We start from the raw sequence: 16549 nt of genomic DNA on the forward strand, positions 1-16549 counted from the left end.
CTTGCTTGGGATGCACCTGGAATCTTGGTTGCCGGGACGCGCATCTCTTTGTCGAATGGCAATTAGCCAGCGTTGGTCAGTGTCCGGCCGATTCCCGGCTCATTTTCTCCAAAAGACCGCGCATCGCGTCGATCTGCGTGCCGAAGCCTGCCCAATCCCCAGACCTCAACAGCTTCATTGCCTCGTTGTAGCGATCGAGCGCCTCCTGCGCCCTGTTTTCCGCAGGGCTCGCACGTGGCATTTCCGTTGCAGCACTCAGCGATGTCGGCGACGCGTTAGTTTCGATGAAGAGCGCGGACAAGGCCTCGGCAAGCGTCTCTTTCATGACGACATGCTCGCCATAGGCGGCGATCACACGCTTGAGCTCCGGCAAGTGCCCGTGGACCGCGCGCAGGTACAGCGGCGATACGTACAGGATCGAATTCTCGATCGGGATCACCAGCAGGTTTCCGCGGATCACCCGCGAACCCATCTGGTTCCACAACGATATTTGCTGCGAGATCTCCGTGTTCTGATGAATGCGCGCCTCAATCTGGAACGGTCCGTAGACGAGCTTCTCCTTGGGAAATTCGTAGACAATCAATTTTCCATAGTCGGGAGCGTCGCAGCGCGCTGCCAGCCATGCGATCATGTTGTCGCGTCGGCTTGGCACCATGGGGATCATGATAAAGAACTCGGCCTGGGTTTCTCCAGGCAGCCGCATCACGATGTAGTAAGGGACCATCGGCGCGACGCCGTCGCCGGCCGGCTGGCGCGGAAACTGCCAAAGGTCCTCCCGGTTATAGAAAACGTCGGCAGATGCCATGTGATAGGTCTGGTAAAGCTGCGCCTGAATCAGGAAGAGGTCCTCGGGATAGCGAATGTGCTTTTGCAGATCGGACGGCATTGCCGCAAACGGCTTGAATAGCCCCGGAAAGATTCGCTGGTAGGTGGCCGCGATCGGGTCCGCCTGGTCCATCAGATAAAAGTCGACGCTGCCGTTATAGGCGTCGACGACGGCCTTCACGGAATTGCGGATGTAGTTCAGATTGCGGCCGGGCGCAGGCTGCGCAGAGGGGAAATAGTCGCTGGTTGTATAGGCGTCGTGGATCCAGAACATCCGCCCCTCGCTGACGACCAGATAGGGATCGTGGTCGAGGGTGAGGAACGGGGCGATCATGCGTAGCCGTTCCCCGATATTGCGCCGGATCATGATCCGGCTGTCGTCAGTGATATAGCTGGAGAGTAGCAGGTTCATGTCGTTAAAGTGGTGAGCGAAGATGATTTTTCGCACCATCCCCGTCAGCGGTATGCCACCGGCACCGTCGTAGACCGCGTATACGTTTTCACTTCCCTTCGGATAGTCGAACTCCGGCGTGGTGGTCCTGACGACAACGTAGTTGCTCTCCTCTTGTCCATAATAAATGCGCGGTTCGCGGATTTCGGGACCACCGTCCGCAACAGGAGGAATATCCCGCAGGTAAAGCAGCGGAAGTCCTTCAGCGCTCTTGTGCATTACCGGGCTCATCACCGCTCCATTGCCGTGGGTGAACAGCAGGTGGAGGTTGACCCATGTCTGGGCGTTCGGCGGCAGCAGTGAGGATCTGAGCTCGCGCGCCGACAGGATCACGCTCTGGTAGGTGCCGCGAAGCCAGTAGCGGTCTACATCCAGGTCGCTTAATTTGTAATAGGTGCGTATCTCCTGCAGCTGGGCGTAGGTATCCGCCAGCGGCTGCCCGTCCCACAATCTGATGTTCTCGATGGTCGCCTTGTTAGCCTCGAGTGTCGCGAAGGTAAGGTCCTGTTCGGCAGGAAAGGGCTTGGCGGCGATCCGGTTGAGATTATAGGCTTCCCTGGTCAGGCGAATGCTGCGTTCGATATAGGGCCGCTCCAGTTCCAGTTCGTTCGGTTTCACGTAGAACCGCTGAAACAGCATCGGTATCACGCCGGACAGCAGGAAAGCGCCTCCGAAGACGAGCAACATCGCGGCGGTTGGGAGCCAGTAGGTACGCACCCACAAGTTCGCCCACGCGGCGCATGCCGCGACGATCGAAAGCCCGATCAGCAACCCGAGAACGGGTAGCTGCACCTGGACATCGGTGTAGCTCGCGCCAACCACTACGCCATTGTCTCCGTAGAGCAACAAATAGCGGTCGAGCCCGTAGGACCATGCCTTCACCGCAAAGAGCAAGCCGAGCAGCGCCGAGCCGTGAGCAACCGCTGTCGGCGATATCGACCACCGCTGGCCCCGGTATTCAATCTGTCCATGCAGCCAATAGATCACTGCGGCAAAAAGCGCGCTCATGAACAGCGTTAGCAATGCCCAATTCCTGATGGCGACATAGGCGGGCAGAGAAAACAGATAAAATCCAATATCTTTGTCATACAGCGGATCATTCGCACCATATGGCACGTGATAGAGGAACTGCAGAATGATGCTCCAGTTGCCGACCTCCCCCCATGCGACAAGCAGAGCGAGGAGTCCGGCGCCGCCAGCGATGGCGCGGGGCCATGGCAACCGATCGCGTATGAATTCGAACGGATCGGGCGACACCGCAGCGGCCGCGAGCTTCCAGTCGAAGCCGACGGGAAGCCCGCCTCGCCGCCGTCGGGCAAGAAAAAGTGCCAACCGCGCGTTCGCCCACACGATGACGGCAGTTGCCGCAAAGACGACGGAAAAGACTGCGACTTTGGCGCCAATCGAGGTCCAAAAAACCTGCGAATAGCCGACCGCGGAGAACCACATCCAGTCGACCAGGAACTCGCCGACAATCGCGAAAAGGATCAGGCAAATTCCGGAGAAGATGGCAGTCACAACCACCCCGACCACGGCGTTTCGCCCTGGCGTCTTCCGTTCGGGCCCGGTAATCCCGATCGTCATGAACGGATTATAGCAGAACGAGAAAGGTGGCGGTGTCTGTCGTGAGCCCTCGCATCTGTTTTTTTTCGTCGGTCTTCCTACATGACAATTGAGGTGCGCATCGCCTTACGCGCGCCGGGTCGGGAGAGCGCGCGCAATGAGCGGCGGTCTCACGATGTAGTTGTGGTTGTGCGCCTTCACCAACGGTCGGGATGGCATGCCGAGCCGGCGCGGGGGAGGAACGCGGCAGGAGCGCTTGTCATGACCGATTTCGCCGCTCTTGAATCCCGCTTTGGCGCAGGAAACTATGCACCGTTGCCGGTCACGATCGTCCGCGGGGCTGGAGTCTACGTGTGGGACGAGGCTGGCAGACGCTACATCGACATGATGGGCGCATATTCGGCGGCGAGCTTCGGCCATTGCCATCCGCGCCTCGTCAACGCCCTGACAGAACAGGCACAGCGCCTGGATACGATCTCGCGCGCTTATTTCAGTGATCGGTTGGGGCCTTTCCTCGCGAAGGCTTGTGCGCTTACCGGTATGGACGCCGCGTTGCCGATGAACAGCGGCGCGGAAGCCGTCGAGACGGCGCTCAAGGCGGCACGTAAATGGGCCTACAAGGTCAAGGGTGTGCCGACTGACCGGGCCGGAATCATTGCCGCGGAGGGAAATTTCCACGGCCGTACCATTTCGATCATCGGCTTTTCTTCGCAAACCCAATATCGCGACGGCTTCGGGCCGTTCCCGCCCGGCTTCACGTGCGTACCGTTCGGCGATGCCTCGGCGCTCGCCGCAGCCATTACCCCCGACACCGCGGCCTTTCTGGTCGAACCAATTCAAGGCGAAGGCGGGATCAATGTGCCGCCCCCTGGATATCTCGCTGAGGTCGCGCGCATTTGCAAGGCGAACAACGTGCTGCTGCTTTGCGACGAGATACAGAGCGGTCTGGGACGCACCGGACGTCTGCTCGCGTGTCAGCATGAAGGGGTAACGCCCGACGGTCTGATGCTCGGCAAGGCGCTCGGCGGCGGGATGTTGCCGGTTTCGCTTTTCCTCGCCCGTCGCGAGGTCATGCAGGTTTTCACTCCGGGTGACCACGGCAGCACGTTCGGAGGCAACCCGATTGCATCGGCGGTTGGATTAGCCGCCCTCGACACACTGATCGACGAGCGATTGATTGAACGTGCCGCGACTGTCGGCGCGCATCTCCTCAATCGGCTCTCTGCGATTAAAAATCCGATCATCCGCGAGGTGCGCGGTCGCGGTTTGTTTGCGGGGGTCGAGTTACACCGCAGCATGGCTAGTGCAGGCACGGTGATCAGCCGCTTGCTTCAGGCGGGCGTACTGACCAAAGATACTCACCGGAACACGATACGCTTTGCGCCCCCCTTGATTATCGACGAGTCACAGGTGGATTGGGCCGTAGACCGATTGACCGAAGTACTGAACGAGATCGCTGCATCGACGGTTCAGACCTAGCGGCCGCCAATGTTGGGCAAGGCTGATCCGATCCCGTGGTTGCGCTGAGCTTAGTCTGGCTATGCAGGACAAATCAGTGCCACGCGGAAGATATTGGCGCAGCAATCTGTTGGTGTTTCGTTTGAGCCGCACTGCTAGGGAGACCGAGGGTCACAAAAATAGACCTAGTCGGCAGCGTGTTCGGTCGGGCGCCATTACCCGCCAGAACCGTTCGAGAACACCCGGCTCGCGAGCACATCCGAAGCCTCTAGTGACATGATGTCATCGACGCTCAGTACGCGGTCGAGATCGGCGACAAGCCGATTGGCCTGACGCAACCGCATGCGATCGAGCGCGTTGCGGATCGAACGGGCGTTGGAGAATAGCGGCTGGGCCTTGCGCAGCGCGATGTAGCGAACGAACGCCGCACGCGCATCAGCGCTGAATTTGTAGTTCATATCCCCAAGCATCAATTCGGAAATGGCGAGCAATTCGTCGTCGGCATAGTCGGGGAAATCGATGTGGTGGGCGATGCGCGAGCGGAAGCCGGGATTGCTGCCGAAGAACTTGTCCATGCGGTCGCCGTAGCCGGCGAGGATCACCACCAGATCCTCGCGCTGGGATTCCATCACTTGCAGCAGGATCTCGATCGCCTCCTGGCCGTAATCGCGCTCGTTATCAGGCCGATGCAGGTAATAGGCCTCGTCAATGAACAACACGCCGCCCATCGCCTTCTTCAGGATCTCCTTCGTCTTCGGCGCGGTATGGCCGATATATTGCCCGACCAATTCGTCGCGCGTCACCGACACCACCTGCCCTCGCCGCACGAAACCCAGTTTATGCAGGATGCTGGCGATGCGCAGCGCCACCGTCGTCTTGCCGGTGCCGGGATTGCCGGTGAACGACATATGCAGCGTCGGGTTGCCCGACGCCAGGTCCATGCGCTTGCGGATGCGCTCGATCAGCAGCAGCGAAGCGATCTCGCGAATCCGCGTTTTCACCGGCTTCAGCCCGATCAATTCGCGATCGAGCTGATCGAGCACCTCGCCGATGCCGACCTCGTCGAACTCACGGCGCAGATCGACCTGCGTCGCCGGCGGTGCGTCCCCGGCGCTATCGACCACCGTCAGCGTGCTCACGACCCACCGTAGCGCTGGCCTTCGGGTCGATCGACGGCATAGGATTTGGTCGTATAGCGGATGTTGCGGCCTTCCACCTCATGCCGCTCGAGCCGGAAACCTGGCTCTTCCTTCGGACGATTGACGATAAAGGAGAGCCGCACCGATTCCCAACCATGGCTCGAGTCGAACGCCGACAGCCGGATGTAGCGATCGCCATACACCTTGCGGCATTCGGTCAATTCCATCAGCACGCCGGCGGCATCGCGCAGATCGAACATCGGCAGCCCCCACATTTCCCAGAAATTGTTGCGAGGATGCGGATCGTCGGTGAATTCGATGTTCACGGCCCAGCCATTGGCGAGGCAATACTGCACCTGCTTTGAAATCTGCTCATCAGTGAGATCGGGCAGGAACGAGAAGCAGCCCTGGGTAATGCGCATGATCGTGCTCCTTACAGCGAGACGCTGGCGGTGGGGGCGTAGTCGGGCATGTCAGTGGATTCGTAGTTGAAGGTGACGTTCTTCCATGTCTCCAGCGCCGCCTTCAGCGGTGTGCAGGTCATCGCCGCCTTGGCAAGAATCTCCTCGCCTTCATGCAGGTAGTCGCGACCTTCGTTGCGAGCGAGGATCATCGCTTCCAACGCGACACGGTTGGCGGTGGCGCCGGCCTGGATACCCATCGGATGGCCGATGGTGCCGCCACCGAACTGCAGGATGACGTCTTCGCCAAGGTGATCGAGCAACTGATGCATCTGGCCGGCATGGATGCCGCCCGATGCGACCGGCATCATCTTGTTGAGGCTGGCCCAGTTCTGCTCGAAGAACACGCCGTGTTCGAGCCGCATCGGATTGTAGTCTTCGCGGCAGATGTCGTAATAGCCGCGCGTCGTTGCCGGATCGCCTTCGAGCTTGCCGACGACCGTCCCGGCATGGATATGATCGACGCCGGCGAGCCGCATCCATTTGGCAATGACGCGGAACGAGACGCCATGATTGCGCTGCCGCGTATAGGTCGAATGCCCCGCGCGGTGCAGATGCAGGATCATGTCGTTCTTGCGCGCCCATTTCGCCATCGACTGAATCGCAGTGTAGCCGATCACGAGGTCGATCATGATGATGACGGAGCCGAGCTGCTTGGCGAATTCGGCGCGTTCGTACATGTCCTCCATGGTGCCGGCGGTGACGTTGAGATAGGTGCCCTTGATCTCACCGGACGCCGCCTGCGCCTTGTTAACCGCCTCCATGCAATAGAGAAAACGCTCGCGCCAATGCATGAAGGGCTGCGAGTTGATGTTCTCGTCGTCCTTTGTGAAGTCGAGCCCGCCCTTCAGCGCCTCATAGACGACGCGGCCGTAGTTACGACCGGACAGACCCAACTTCGGCTTCACAGTCGCGCCAAGTAGTGGGCGGCCGAACTTATCCATACGCTCTCGCTCGACTACGATGCCGGTGGCCGGGCCCTGGAACGTCTTCACATAGGCGACCGGAAGCCGCATGTCTTCCAACCGCAGAGCCTTCAGCGGCTTGAAGCCGAACACATTGCCAATGATCGAGGCCGACAGATTGGCGATCGAGCCGTTCTCGAACAGGTCGAGATCGTAGGCGATATAGGCAAAGTACTGGCCGGGCGAATTCGGCACCGGATCGACTCGAAAACACTTGGCGCGGTATTTTTCCGCAGCCGTGAGGCGGTCGGTCCACACCACGGTCCAGGTCGCGGTCGAGGATTCGCCGGCCACTGCTGCCGAAGCCTCGATCGGATCGACGCCATCCTGCGGCGTCACCCGGAACAATGCGATGATGTCGGTGTCCTTGGGTACATAATCGGGCTCCCAATAGCCCATCTTCTTGTATTCCATGACGCCGGACTTGTAGCGATCCTTGCCGCGGATCGTGATCGAAGCATGCTCATTCATGTTGGCCTCCTCGTTTGGATCCGGCGTCACCGGATGGAATAAGGTCTGTTCACTCGGCAGCTTGCGCGATGTTGCCGATCTTCGGGTCGAGCGCGCCACTGCGATAACGCTTCGCCATTTCGGCCAGCGGAATCACCTTGATCTGTGCGGCGTGCCCCGCGGTGCCGAATTGTTCGAAGCGTTCGCGGCAGAGATCGCGCATCGCGTCCATCGCCGGTTTCAGGAATTTTCGTGGATCGAATTCGCCTCTGGTTTGCGCGGCAACCTTCCGGAAGGCGGAGGTCATTGCGAGGCGGCAGTCAGTGTCGATATTGACCTTGCGGACGCCGTGTTTGATGCCGCGCACGATTTCCTCAACCGGCACGCCCCAAGTCTGCGGCATCTCGCCGCCGAATTGATTGAAGATGTCCTGCAGAGGCTGCGGCACCGATGACGATCCGTGCATCACCAGATGCGTATTCGGCAGCCGGCGGTGAATTTCTTCGACGACCGTCATGGCGAGAATGTCGCCGTCCGGTTTGCGCGAGAATTTGTAGGCGCCGTGTGAAGTCCCCATCGCGATCGCCAGCGCATCAACCTTGGTGGCGCGGACGAAATCGACGGCTTGATCCGGATCGGTGAGCAACTGGTCACGACTGACCTTGCCCTCGACGCCGTGGCCGTCCTCCTGCTCGCCGCCGCCATGCTCCAATGAACCGAGTACGCCGAGCTCGCCTTCGACGGAGGCGCCGATCCAGTGCGCGATATCGACCACGCGACGCGTGATGTCGACGTTGTAATCGTAGTCAGCGGCAGTCTTGGCGTCGGCCTTCAGCGAACCGTCCATCATGACCGACGTGAAGCCGTACTGTAGCGCGGTGGCGCAGGTGGACTCTTCGTTGCCGTGGTCCTGGTGCAGGCACAGCGGGATCTGCGGATGCATCTCTTCCAGCGCATCGATCATCCTCGCCAGCATGATGTCGTTGGCGTAGGAGCGCGCGCCGCGCGAAGCCTGGATGATGACCGGCGCGTCAACCTCGGCGGCGGCCTCCATGATCGCCAGACCCTGCTCCATGTTGTTGATATTGAAGGCCGGCACGCCGTAGCCATGTTCGGCGGCGTGATCGAGCAGTTGCCTCAGTGTAATGCGTGCCATAGGTCCTCCATTTCGTTGTCTTGTCCCGAACAACTCATTCGGCGGCAGCGATGCGCGAGCGGGCAATGCAGCGCATCGCCGCCGTTGCGACCGCCGCGGCGGTGATACCGAATTCGCGATACAGATCGTCCGCAGGCGCCGAGGCCCCGAATCCGATCATGCCAACGAACTCACCGCCATCGCCGAGCCAGCGCGCCCAATCGCCCTCGATCGCGGCCTCGACACCGACGCGCGGAGCGCTGCCGAGAATTGCGGCCCGATAGTCGCCGGGCTGTTGCCGGAACAAATCGAAACACGGCGCCGATACCACCGCGGCGCGAATGCCGTCATCGGCAAGCAGCTTTGCCGCAACAATCGCAATCGACACTTCGGAGCCGGTCGCGATCAGGGTGACGTCGCGGCCACCTTCCGGCTCGATGACGACATAGGCACCGCGCGCGACCCGATTGGTGGAAACGATGCCATCGCGGAACACAGGCAGCGCCTGGCGCGACAGGCAGAGCACCGACGGAGTATGCGGCGTCCGCAACGCGCAATCCCAGGCCTCGGCGGTCTCGACCGCGTCGCCGGGGCGGAACACCAGCAAATTCGGAATCGCGCGCAGGGAAGCCAGGTGTTCGACCGGCTGATGGGTCGGACCATCCTCGCCAAGCCCGATCGAGTCATGCGTCATCACGTGAATGACGCGGATGCCCATCAACGCGGCCAGCCGGATCGCGGGACGGCTGTAATCGGCAAAGCACAGGAAGGTGCCGCCATAGGGAATGAAGCCGCCATGCAAAGCGACGCCGTTCATCGCTGCCGCCATGGCGTGCTCGCGCACACCGTAATGAACGTAGCTGCCGTCGAAGGCATCGTGCTGGATCGGCGCCTGCATCCTGGCGCGAGTGAGGTTCGAATGGGTGAGGTCAGCCGATCCGCCGAGCAGATTCGGCAGGACATCGGCAATGACATCGATGACGAGTTGCGAGGCCTGCCGGGTGGCGATCTTCGGTCGCTCCAGCAAGAAATGGGCGCGAATCTTGGCCAGCGTATCGTCGTATCCGCCGGAAAGCCGGCCCTTCAGCGCGTCCTGAAAGTAGTCCCGCACAGCGCTGTCCAGACGCGCAACGCGCCCCGCCCATTCCGCATGCGCCGTCTGTCCGCGCGCGCCGACCGCGCGCCATTGTCGCGCCACCGCGTCGGGAACGTGGAACGGTGCGTGTGGCCAGTGCAGCGCGTCGCGCGTCTTCGCGATCTCGTCCGCGCCCAGCGGCGCGCCATGCGCCTTCTCACTGCCTTGCCGATTTGGCGCGCCGAAGCCGATCACCGTGCGGCACGCTATCAGCGACGGGCGGTCGTTGTCGCGCGCCCGTGCAATGGCCGCGGCCACGGCCTCGGGATCATGGCCGTTGACGCGGCTGGCCGACCATCCCGATGCAGCGAAGCGCGCAAGCTGATCGTCCGAACACGACAGCGAGGTCGCGCCGTCGATCGATATCTGGTTATCGTCGAACAGCACGATCAGACGATTGAGCCGCAGATGTCCCGCCAGCGAGATCGCCTCGTGGCTGAGGCCCTCCATCAAGCAGCCATCGCCGGCGATCACGTAAGTGTAGTGATCGACGAGACCGTCGCCGAAGCGCGCATTCATCAAGCGCTCGGCCAAGGCCATGCCGACCGCCGTGGCTAAACCCTGGCCGAGCGGGCCGGTGGTCGTCTCGACGCCCGCGGTGTGACCGTATTCGGGATGGCCGGGTGTCTTCGAGCCCCATTGCCGGAACGACTGTAACTGATCGAGCGTCACCTCCGCCGATCCGGTCAGATGCAGCAGCGCGTAGAGCAACATCGAGCCGTGGCCGGCGGACAAGATGAAGCGGTCGCGGTCTGGCCAGGACGGATCGGCGGCATCGAATTTGAGGAAGCGTGAGAACAGCACTGTCGCTGCGTCGGCCATACCCATCGGCATGCCGGGATGGCCCGACTTCGCCTTTTCCACCGCGTCGATCGCGAGAAAGCGAATCGCATTCGCCATATCCGCGTGCGGAACGGTCGCTTGATCCATTTGGGGAGCGGGACTCTGAATATTCATACCGTGCGCCTTTTGCGTTCCATCAATTGCAGGATCAGCGGGGTGAGGATGAGCTGCATCGCCAGATCCAGCTTCGAGCCGTGGATCACGATCGAGTTGGCACGCGACATGAAGCTGTTGGGGATCATCGACAGCAGATAGGGAAAATCGATGCCGCGCGGATTCTTCAACCGGATCACCACCATCGATTCATCCGGCGTCGGAATCCACCGCGCGATGAAAGGGTTCGAGGTGTCGACCGTCGGCACGCGCTGGAAATTGATGTCGGTCTCGGCGAATTGCGGGCAGATGTAGTTCACATAGTCCGGCATCCGTCGCAGGATGGTGTCGGTGACGGCTTCCTGCGTGTAACCGCGATCCTTGCGGTCGCGATGCAGCTTCTGGATCCACTCCAGATTGATGACGGGAACGACGCCAACCTTGAGGTCAGCATGCTGGGCGATATTGACCTTGTCGGTCACCACAGCGCCATGCAGGCCTTCGTAAAATAGCAGGTCGGACTTGTCCGGCAGCGGCCCCCATTCGGTAAAGGTCCCCGGTGCCGCCCCGTATAATTTGGCTTCGTCCTCGTCGTGCACGTAATGACGGGCGGTGCCGGTGCCGGATTCGCCGTAGTCGCGGAAGACTTTCTCCAGCTCCTCGAACAGGTTGGTTTCCGGGCTGAAGTGACTGAAGTGCTTGTTGCCCTTCTCGCCTTCCTCCAGCATCTTCGTGCGCATTTCGACGCGGTTGTAGCGATGAAACGCATCGCCCTCGATATAGGCGGCCGCGACTTTCTCGCGACGGAAAATGTTCTCGAACGTCTTTTTCACCGAGGTGGTGCCGGCGCCCGACGAACCCGTGATCGATATGATGGGATAGCTGCGCGACATTTTTGCTCTATCTCCGGCTCAGCGAAACAGGCCGCGCCGCGCAAACAGCGGCGCGTCGCTATTGTCGAACATCGGCTCGATCCCTTCGTGAATGGCGGCGACGTCGCGAACGCCGCGCATCGAGCCCATAATCAACGGCACGCGCTGGTGCGGCGTTCGCGCCGAGAGTTCGAGGATGCGGCGACGGCCGGTGGTCGCGGAGCCTCCGGCCCATTCCATGACCAACGCCATCGGATGTGCTTCGTATAAAAGGCGTAGGCGCCCTTCGCGGTATCCAGGGCGCGCGTCGGCCGGATAAAGGAACACGCCGCCACGGACGAGAATGCGAAGTGACTCGGCGACCAGCGAGCCGATCCAGCGCATGTTGAAATCAGCACCGCCGTTGCCGCCAATGCCGGCCAGGCATTCGTCGATATAGGTCCGTACCGGACCGTGCCAGTGCCGCCGGTTCGACGCGTTGATGGCGAATTCCGGCGTATTGGGCGCAATCCTGACGCCTTGTGCGACAAGCAGGAATTCACGCGCGCGGCGGTCGAGAATGAAGATGTCGACGCGCCCGTTGTGCGCCAGCACCAACGTGGTCTGGGGACCGTAGACCACGAAGCCCGCGGCGCATTGGGCTGTGCCGGGCTCGAAGAAGGTGGAAACCACATCGTTACCGCGCGGACGGATCGAGAAGATGGTGCCGACCGAGATGTTGTTCTCAAGATTGGCGGAGCCATCCAGCGGATCGATCGCGACACAGAGCGGCGCGGCGACATCGAGGATTTCGGGCAATTCTGCCTCTTCCGACAGAATGGCGGCGACGGGGGTCACGAGCAGCGCGCGGCGCATCATCCTGTCCGCGACAAGATCGATGTCCTTCTGCGCGTCGCCGTCGGAATTCACGCCGCTGAGACGACCCGTAATGCCGGCCAGCGGGCCGTCGGCAATGACGTCGGCAAGGTCGATGGATGCAGCGGCGATTCCCTCGATCACGGCGGCGATCGCAAGCCGGTTCGGCGTCTTCGCCCCCGCGCGATCGAGATGCGAACGCAATGTCACGCGTTCATCCATAGCCGTTCCCTCATCGCTGCCCTCTGCGGGGCCATTTTCAAAGCGTCGTGCCGTTCGGCCGTCCGCGCACCAACAACATCCCAGTTTGCAGAATTAGTGAAATATTCTTATCTTTGGTCGCGGCAAAGTTTCCCTTATAAAGGGTGGCGACGATGTTAAGACGGCTTCTGGGGGAATGGACCCTTCGCCAGTTGCGCGTTGACCGTCGTTCACCGCGCTCGGTCCCGGCTGCGGCTAAAAACTGCATCTGACACAGCCCGCCGCGGTCACGCCGCAAATGCGCAATCTGCTGACATTGGAAGGCCTGCCGCTGATTTCAGCGCCGCAGCGACGGCATACTGACCGACGCCGGGCGCGAGGTGCTAGTCGCTCTCCGAGCGTATCCAGGCCGCGATCGCGGACTGCAACTCGCTGGAAATGATGATGGGCAAGATCGCCGGCCGGATCTCGATCGGCGCTGTCAACACCTCGAAATATTCTGCACCATTCACGATCTCCGAATTTTCGAAGCTCTACCCGAACGTCGGCGTCAAGCTGTCGATCGGCAACCCCTAGGAAATCGGCAACGCGCTCCGCGGTTACGGTCTCGGCTTCGCGATCACGGGCCGCCCGCCCGCGGAGATAGGTATCGATTCGGAATCCGTGCTACAATTTGATCGTGGAGTGCTGTGAAGGCGGCTGTATGATACTTCGGGTCTATCCCGGTCTGCGGTCAGCAACTGAGTTGCCTGAGGATTGCCTAAACCAAGCGAAAGATTTGCATTAGTCCGGTCTTTAGAATCAGCGCGTTAAGGTCTGTCCCCGAAAGGCAATTACAAGCTCCCCGCCAAATCGGCGTCCTCGTAATAAACCCGCACCTGCATGCGATGCAGGCTGTCGGCGATGGCGCCGTCGAGATGGAAGGTGGTAGAATCCGTCATAACGAAAAGCCGTGAGCTGCGAGTGGCAATACGTGATCGCGCGTCAATGGTGCGAGGACGATGGCCTGAGGCGCAATTGGATCGATCCAGAGCGCTTCCGCAATCTCGGCCTGCGGCGCGATCGCGCCATCCACCTTCACCGCATAGACACTGGCCTGCACCTGCCATCCCGGCTCATTGGCGGCGACGCTGTTGAACTGCCCGAGCGCTTGCGCAGAGCCCGGCACCATCCGGCAGCCGAGCTCCTCGCTGATCTCGCGCTCCAGCGCGGCCAGATCGTCTTCGCCAGCATCGCGTTTGCCACCCGGCTGCATGAAGGCCTCGGTGCCACGCTTTCGCACCACCAGCATGCGCCCGCAATCGTCACGGATCAGCGCGGCTACCACGCCGATAATCTTTTCGGTCATCGCGCTACTCCTCCTCGCCAAACAATCCGATCTGGCTCGCATCACGTTTCGGCTCCTGGAGTCCCAGATGTTTGAACGCATGCGAGGTGAGCAGACGCCCACGCGGGGTGCGCTGCAGATAGCCGCACTGGATCAGATAGGGCTCGATGATGTCCTCGATGGCATCACGCGGCTCGGATAGCGCGGCCGCCATGGTCTCGACACCAACGGGACCACCGGCATAGTTCATCGCGATGGTGGTGAGATAGCGGCGATCCATCGCATCAAGACCCGCACTGTCAACTTCCAATGCGGACAGCGCGTGGTCGGCGATTTTGCGATCGATCGCTGACGCATCCGCAGCGGAGGCAAAGTCACGCACACGGCGCAACAGACGCCCGGCGATGCGCGGCGTGCCGCGGGCGCGGCGCGCAATCTCGTTAGAGCCTTCAGGGGTCATACCGATGTCCAGCACGCGGGCGCCGCGGGTGACGATCTTTTCGAGCTCGTCGATCGTGTAGAAATTCAGCCGCAGCGGAATGCCGAAACGATCACGCAGCGGATTCGTCAGCAGACCCGCACGGGTGGTCGCGCCGACCAGCGTGAATTTCGACAGTTCGATTTTCACCGAGCGTGCCGCAGGGCCTTCGCCGATGATGAGATCGAGCTGGAAGTCCTCCATCGCGGGATAGAGCACTTCCTCTACTGCAGGGCTGAGACGGTGGATCTCGTCGATGAACAGCACATCGCGCTCTTCCAGATTGGTCAGCAATGCCGCGAGATCGCCGGCCTTGGCGATGACGGGACCGGATGTCGCACGAAATCCGACGCCGAGCTCGCGCGCCACGATCTGCGCCAGCGTGGTCTTGCCGAGGCCGGGCGGGCCCACAAACAATGTGTGATCCAGTGCCTCACCGCGCTTACGAGCTGCATCGATGAAGATCTGCAGATTCGCGCGCGCCTGTGCCTGGCCGACGAAATCGGACAGCGACTGCGGGCGCAGCGTGGTGTCACCGACATCGTCAGAGCGGCGCTCAGGTGTAATCATGCGATCGGGTGGCGTATTCATGATGCGACGTTACCACGGTGCAACGGCCGCGCGAACCACCAGCACAGGCTGGCTGGAATCACGGCAATACCCGCGAGCAATATCGAGAGCGACAGCGCTTGCGTGAGCGATCGAACGCCGGGCAAAATCACCGCCGACGATTCCGAGGGCTGAACGAACATTCCAAAACCGATGAAGCCGGCAATGCCGACGGCCGCAGCGAGCCACGCCATCCAGATCGTGTTTTGCCCGGCATAGACGGCGGACAGCGCAAAGACGACGCCGGCACCGAGCGACGGCAGCAGCGCGGCCAATGCAGCAACGAATGCCAGCAACCACAGCGCAATCGAGACAAGCGATCTGAAACCATCGAGATCGGCGACAGAGAAGATCAATTGCAGGATCGAAGCACCCAGACCGACGACGAGTAATGATACGAGCGCAGCCACGGATAGCGAACCGACAATACAGAAGATCGCGACAATGCCGATCACACGGGCGATTCTGGCAAGGCTCACTTCGCCAATTCCTTCAGCCCGAGCTTGATGAGTTGCGCCGTTTCCGCACCCTCGCCTGCGCTGCGCGACACGGCTGCGACGGCGGCCGCCGCCTGTGGCTGGCCATAGCCGAGATTGACCAGCGCGGAGATCGCATCCCTGACGGCGCCTGGTGCGCGGTTGTCGTCCATCGCGCCGGCGAGTTGCGCGACCACCGGATCGACGGACGCAAAGGCCGGCGCCTTGTCCTTTAATTCGCTGACGATGCGCTCGGCCACTTTAGGGCCGACGCCCGGCGTGCGCGCCACGGCCGTCTTGTCGCGCAGCGCGATGGCATTGGCGAGGTCGGCCGGCGGCAGCGTGCTAAGCACGGCGAGTGCGACCTTGGCGCCGACACCCTGCACGGTCTGCAGCAGGCGAAACCATTCGCGCTCCATATCGCTGCGGAATCCGAACAGCTTGATCTGGTCTTCGCGGACATAGGTTTCGATGGCGAGCACCGCAGCTTCGCCCGCCTGCGGCAGTGCCTGCAGCATGCGAGCGGAACAATGCACCTGATAACCGACGCCCTGTACATCGAGGATCACATAGTCCTCGCCATAGCTGTCGATCAGGCCTTTGAGCTTGCCGATCACGCGCCGACGACTTTCAGACGAAGTGCCGTGCTCTGTCGATGATGCGCATGGGTAATGGCGATGGCCAGCGCGTCGGCCGCATCGGCCGATTTCGGCTCGGCCTTCGGCAGCAGGATCTTCAGCATCACCTGGATCTGGTTCTTGTCGGCGTGGCCCGCACCGACCACGGTCTTCTTGACCTGATTGGGCGCGTATTCGGCGACGGCAATACCGAACATCGCCGGCGTCATCATGGCGATACCGCGCGCCTGGCCGAGCTTCAGCGTGGCGACGCCGTCCTTGTTGACGAAGGTCTGCTCGACCGCAGCTTCGGCGGGCTGGAAGTCGCCGAGCACCTTGGCGAGCCCTTCATGAATGCCGAGCAGCCGGCTCGCCAGCGGCAGATTGTCCGGCGGTTCCACCGAACCGCAGCCGATATAGGTCAGCCGGTTGCCGTCGATTTCGATCACGCCCCAGCCGGTGCGGCGCAGGCCCGGATCGATGCCGATGATACGGACAGGAGGGCGAATCGGAGGGTTTGTCATCCCACAGGGATAACGCCGGACGGCAGGGAACGAAATAGAAACGCGGAGCCGTCCCAAAGGAAAGAGAGGGAA

General features: G+C 61.4%; 15 protein-coding genes. 2 read left to right on the forward strand and 13 right to left on the reverse strand.

Features of this window, described 5'->3' with window-relative positions; translation table 11 throughout:
- Positions 1–76: 76 nt before the first annotated feature.
- Positions 77–2860, reverse strand: coding sequence for a UPF0182 family membrane protein (locus tag SFY93_RS26265; RefSeq protein WP_320445171.1), 2784 nt, complete (start codon positions 2858–2860; stop codon positions 77–79).
- A gap of 240 nt (positions 2861–3100) precedes the next feature.
- Between SFY93_RS26265 and rocD the strand changes: the two genes are divergently transcribed.
- Positions 3101–4318 (forward strand): ornithine--oxo-acid transaminase, encoded by a 1218-nt coding sequence (gene rocD / locus SFY93_RS26270; protein WP_320445172.1) that lies wholly within the window; start codon positions 3101–3103, stop codon positions 4316–4318.
- Between the two features lie 194 nt (positions 4319–4512).
- Here the strand turns inward: rocD and cbbX are convergent, their stop codons facing one another.
- Genes cbbX through SFY93_RS26310 form a run of 7 tightly spaced genes read right to left on the reverse strand, consistent with a single transcriptional unit; the run spans position 4513 to position 12467 of the window.
- On the reverse strand, positions 4513–5427 hold the full coding sequence (cbbX, locus tag SFY93_RS26280) for a CbbX protein (protein ID WP_320447859.1): 915 nt from the start codon (positions 5425–5427) through the stop codon (positions 4513–4515).
- Between the two features lie 5 nt (positions 5428–5432).
- Entirely contained in the window at positions 5433–5858 is a 426-nt protein-coding gene (locus SFY93_RS26285) for a ribulose bisphosphate carboxylase small subunit (RefSeq protein ID WP_068729086.1), read from the reverse strand.
- An 11-nt stretch (positions 5859–5869) separates the two neighbouring features.
- Positions 5870–7333 (reverse strand): form I ribulose bisphosphate carboxylase large subunit, encoded by a 1464-nt coding sequence (locus SFY93_RS26290; RefSeq protein WP_089266271.1) that lies wholly within the window; start codon positions 7331–7333, stop codon positions 5870–5872.
- Positions 7334–7382: 49 nt separating this feature from the next.
- Complete coding sequence (gene fba / locus SFY93_RS26295) at positions 7383–8468, reverse strand: class II fructose-bisphosphate aldolase (protein ID WP_320445173.1); 1086 nt, start codon at positions 8466–8468, stop codon at positions 7383–7385.
- A gap of 34 nt (positions 8469–8502) precedes the next feature.
- The gene (gene tkt / locus SFY93_RS26300; RefSeq protein WP_320445174.1) at positions 8503–10482 is read right to left on the reverse strand and encodes a transketolase; all 1980 of its coding nucleotides are present in this window, start codon (positions 10480–10482) and stop codon (positions 8503–8505) included.
- Positions 10483–10535: 53 nt separating this feature from the next.
- Positions 10536–11411: a phosphoribulokinase gene (locus SFY93_RS26305; protein WP_093757257.1), complete on the reverse strand. Its 876-nt coding sequence runs from the start codon at positions 11409–11411 to the stop codon at positions 10536–10538.
- An 18-nt stretch (positions 11412–11429) separates the two neighbouring features.
- Complete coding sequence (locus SFY93_RS26310; protein ID WP_320445175.1) at positions 11430–12467, reverse strand: class 1 fructose-bisphosphatase; 1038 nt, start codon at positions 12465–12467, stop codon at positions 11430–11432.
- Between the two features lie 423 nt (positions 12468–12890).
- On the opposite strand from SFY93_RS26310, the gene SFY93_RS26315 reads away from it, so the two are divergent.
- The gene (locus SFY93_RS26315; protein ID WP_320445176.1) at positions 12891–13022 is read left to right on the forward strand and encodes a hypothetical protein; all 132 of its coding nucleotides are present in this window, start codon (positions 12891–12893) and stop codon (positions 13020–13022) included.
- A gap of 361 nt (positions 13023–13383) precedes the next feature.
- Here SFY93_RS26315 and SFY93_RS26320 read toward each other — a convergent pair whose 3' ends face one another.
- The 5 genes from SFY93_RS26320 to ruvC are packed head-to-tail and all read right to left on the reverse strand — an operon-like array spanning position 13384 to position 16477.
- Positions 13384–13794 carry an NUDIX hydrolase gene (locus SFY93_RS26320; protein ID WP_320445177.1) on the reverse strand — a complete coding sequence of 137 codons (411 nt, stop codon included), beginning with the start codon at positions 13792–13794 and terminating at the stop codon, positions 13384–13386.
- A gap of 4 nt (positions 13795–13798) precedes the next feature.
- The gene (gene ruvB, locus SFY93_RS26325) at positions 13799–14842 is read right to left on the reverse strand and encodes a Holliday junction branch migration DNA helicase RuvB (RefSeq protein ID WP_320445178.1); all 1044 of its coding nucleotides are present in this window, start codon (positions 14840–14842) and stop codon (positions 13799–13801) included.
- Entirely contained in the window at positions 14839–15339 is a 501-nt protein-coding gene (locus SFY93_RS26330) for a hypothetical protein (protein WP_320445179.1), read from the reverse strand. Before SFY93_RS26330 ends, ruvB begins: the two co-directional genes overlap by 4 nt.
- Positions 15336–15953: a Holliday junction branch migration protein RuvA gene (gene ruvA / locus SFY93_RS26335; protein ID WP_320445180.1), complete on the reverse strand. Its 618-nt coding sequence runs from the start codon at positions 15951–15953 to the stop codon at positions 15336–15338. The genes SFY93_RS26330 and ruvA overlap by 4 nt, the downstream gene beginning before the upstream one ends.
- Positions 15950–16477 carry a crossover junction endodeoxyribonuclease RuvC gene (gene ruvC / locus SFY93_RS26340; protein WP_320445181.1) on the reverse strand — a complete coding sequence of 176 codons (528 nt, stop codon included), beginning with the start codon at positions 16475–16477 and terminating at the stop codon, positions 15950–15952. Before ruvC ends, ruvA begins: the two co-directional genes overlap by 4 nt.
- Positions 16478–16549 lie beyond the last annotated feature (72 nt).

Source organism: Tardiphaga sp. 42S5 (assembly GCF_034044155.1).
Classification (GTDB): Bacteria; Pseudomonadota; Alphaproteobacteria; order Rhizobiales; family Xanthobacteraceae; genus Tardiphaga; species Tardiphaga robiniae.

Coding starts and splice junctions, on each gene's coding strand:
- SFY93_RS26265 (WP_320445171.1), bottom strand. CDS start 2,860: ATGACGATCGGGATTACCGGGCCCGAACGGAAGACGCCAGGGCGAAAC.
- rocD (WP_320445172.1), top strand. CDS start 3,101: ATGACCGATTTCGCCGCTCTTGAATCCCGCTTTGGCGCAGGAAACTAT.
- SFY93_RS26285 (WP_068729086.1), bottom strand. CDS start 5,858: ATGCGCATTACCCAGGGCTGCTTCTCGTTCCTGCCCGATCTCACTGAT.
- SFY93_RS26290 (WP_089266271.1), bottom strand. CDS start 7,333: ATGAATGAGCATGCTTCGATCACGATCCGCGGCAAGGATCGCTACAAG.
- fba (WP_320445173.1), bottom strand. CDS start 8,468: ATGGCACGCATTACACTGAGGCAACTGCTCGATCACGCCGCCGAACAT.
- tkt (WP_320445174.1), bottom strand. CDS start 10,482: ATGGCGAATGCGATTCGCTTTCTCGCGATCGACGCGGTGGAAAAGGCG.
- SFY93_RS26305 (WP_093757257.1), bottom strand. CDS start 11,411: ATGTCGCGCAGCTATCCCATCATATCGATCACGGGTTCGTCGGGCGCC.
- SFY93_RS26310 (WP_320445175.1), bottom strand. CDS start 12,467: ATGGATGAACGCGTGACATTGCGTTCGCATCTCGATCGCGCGGGGGCG.
- SFY93_RS26315 (WP_320445176.1), top strand. CDS start 12,891: ATGGGCAAGATCGCCGGCCGGATCTCGATCGGCGCTGTCAACACCTCG.
- SFY93_RS26320 (WP_320445177.1), bottom strand. CDS start 13,794: ATGACCGAAAAGATTATCGGCGTGGTAGCCGCGCTGATCCGTGACGAT.
- ruvB (WP_320445178.1), bottom strand. CDS start 14,842: ATGAATACGCCACCCGATCGCATGATTACACCTGAGCGCCGCTCTGAC.
- ruvC (WP_320445181.1), bottom strand. CDS start 16,477: ATGACAAACCCTCCGATTCGCCCTCCTGTCCGTATCATCGGCATCGAT.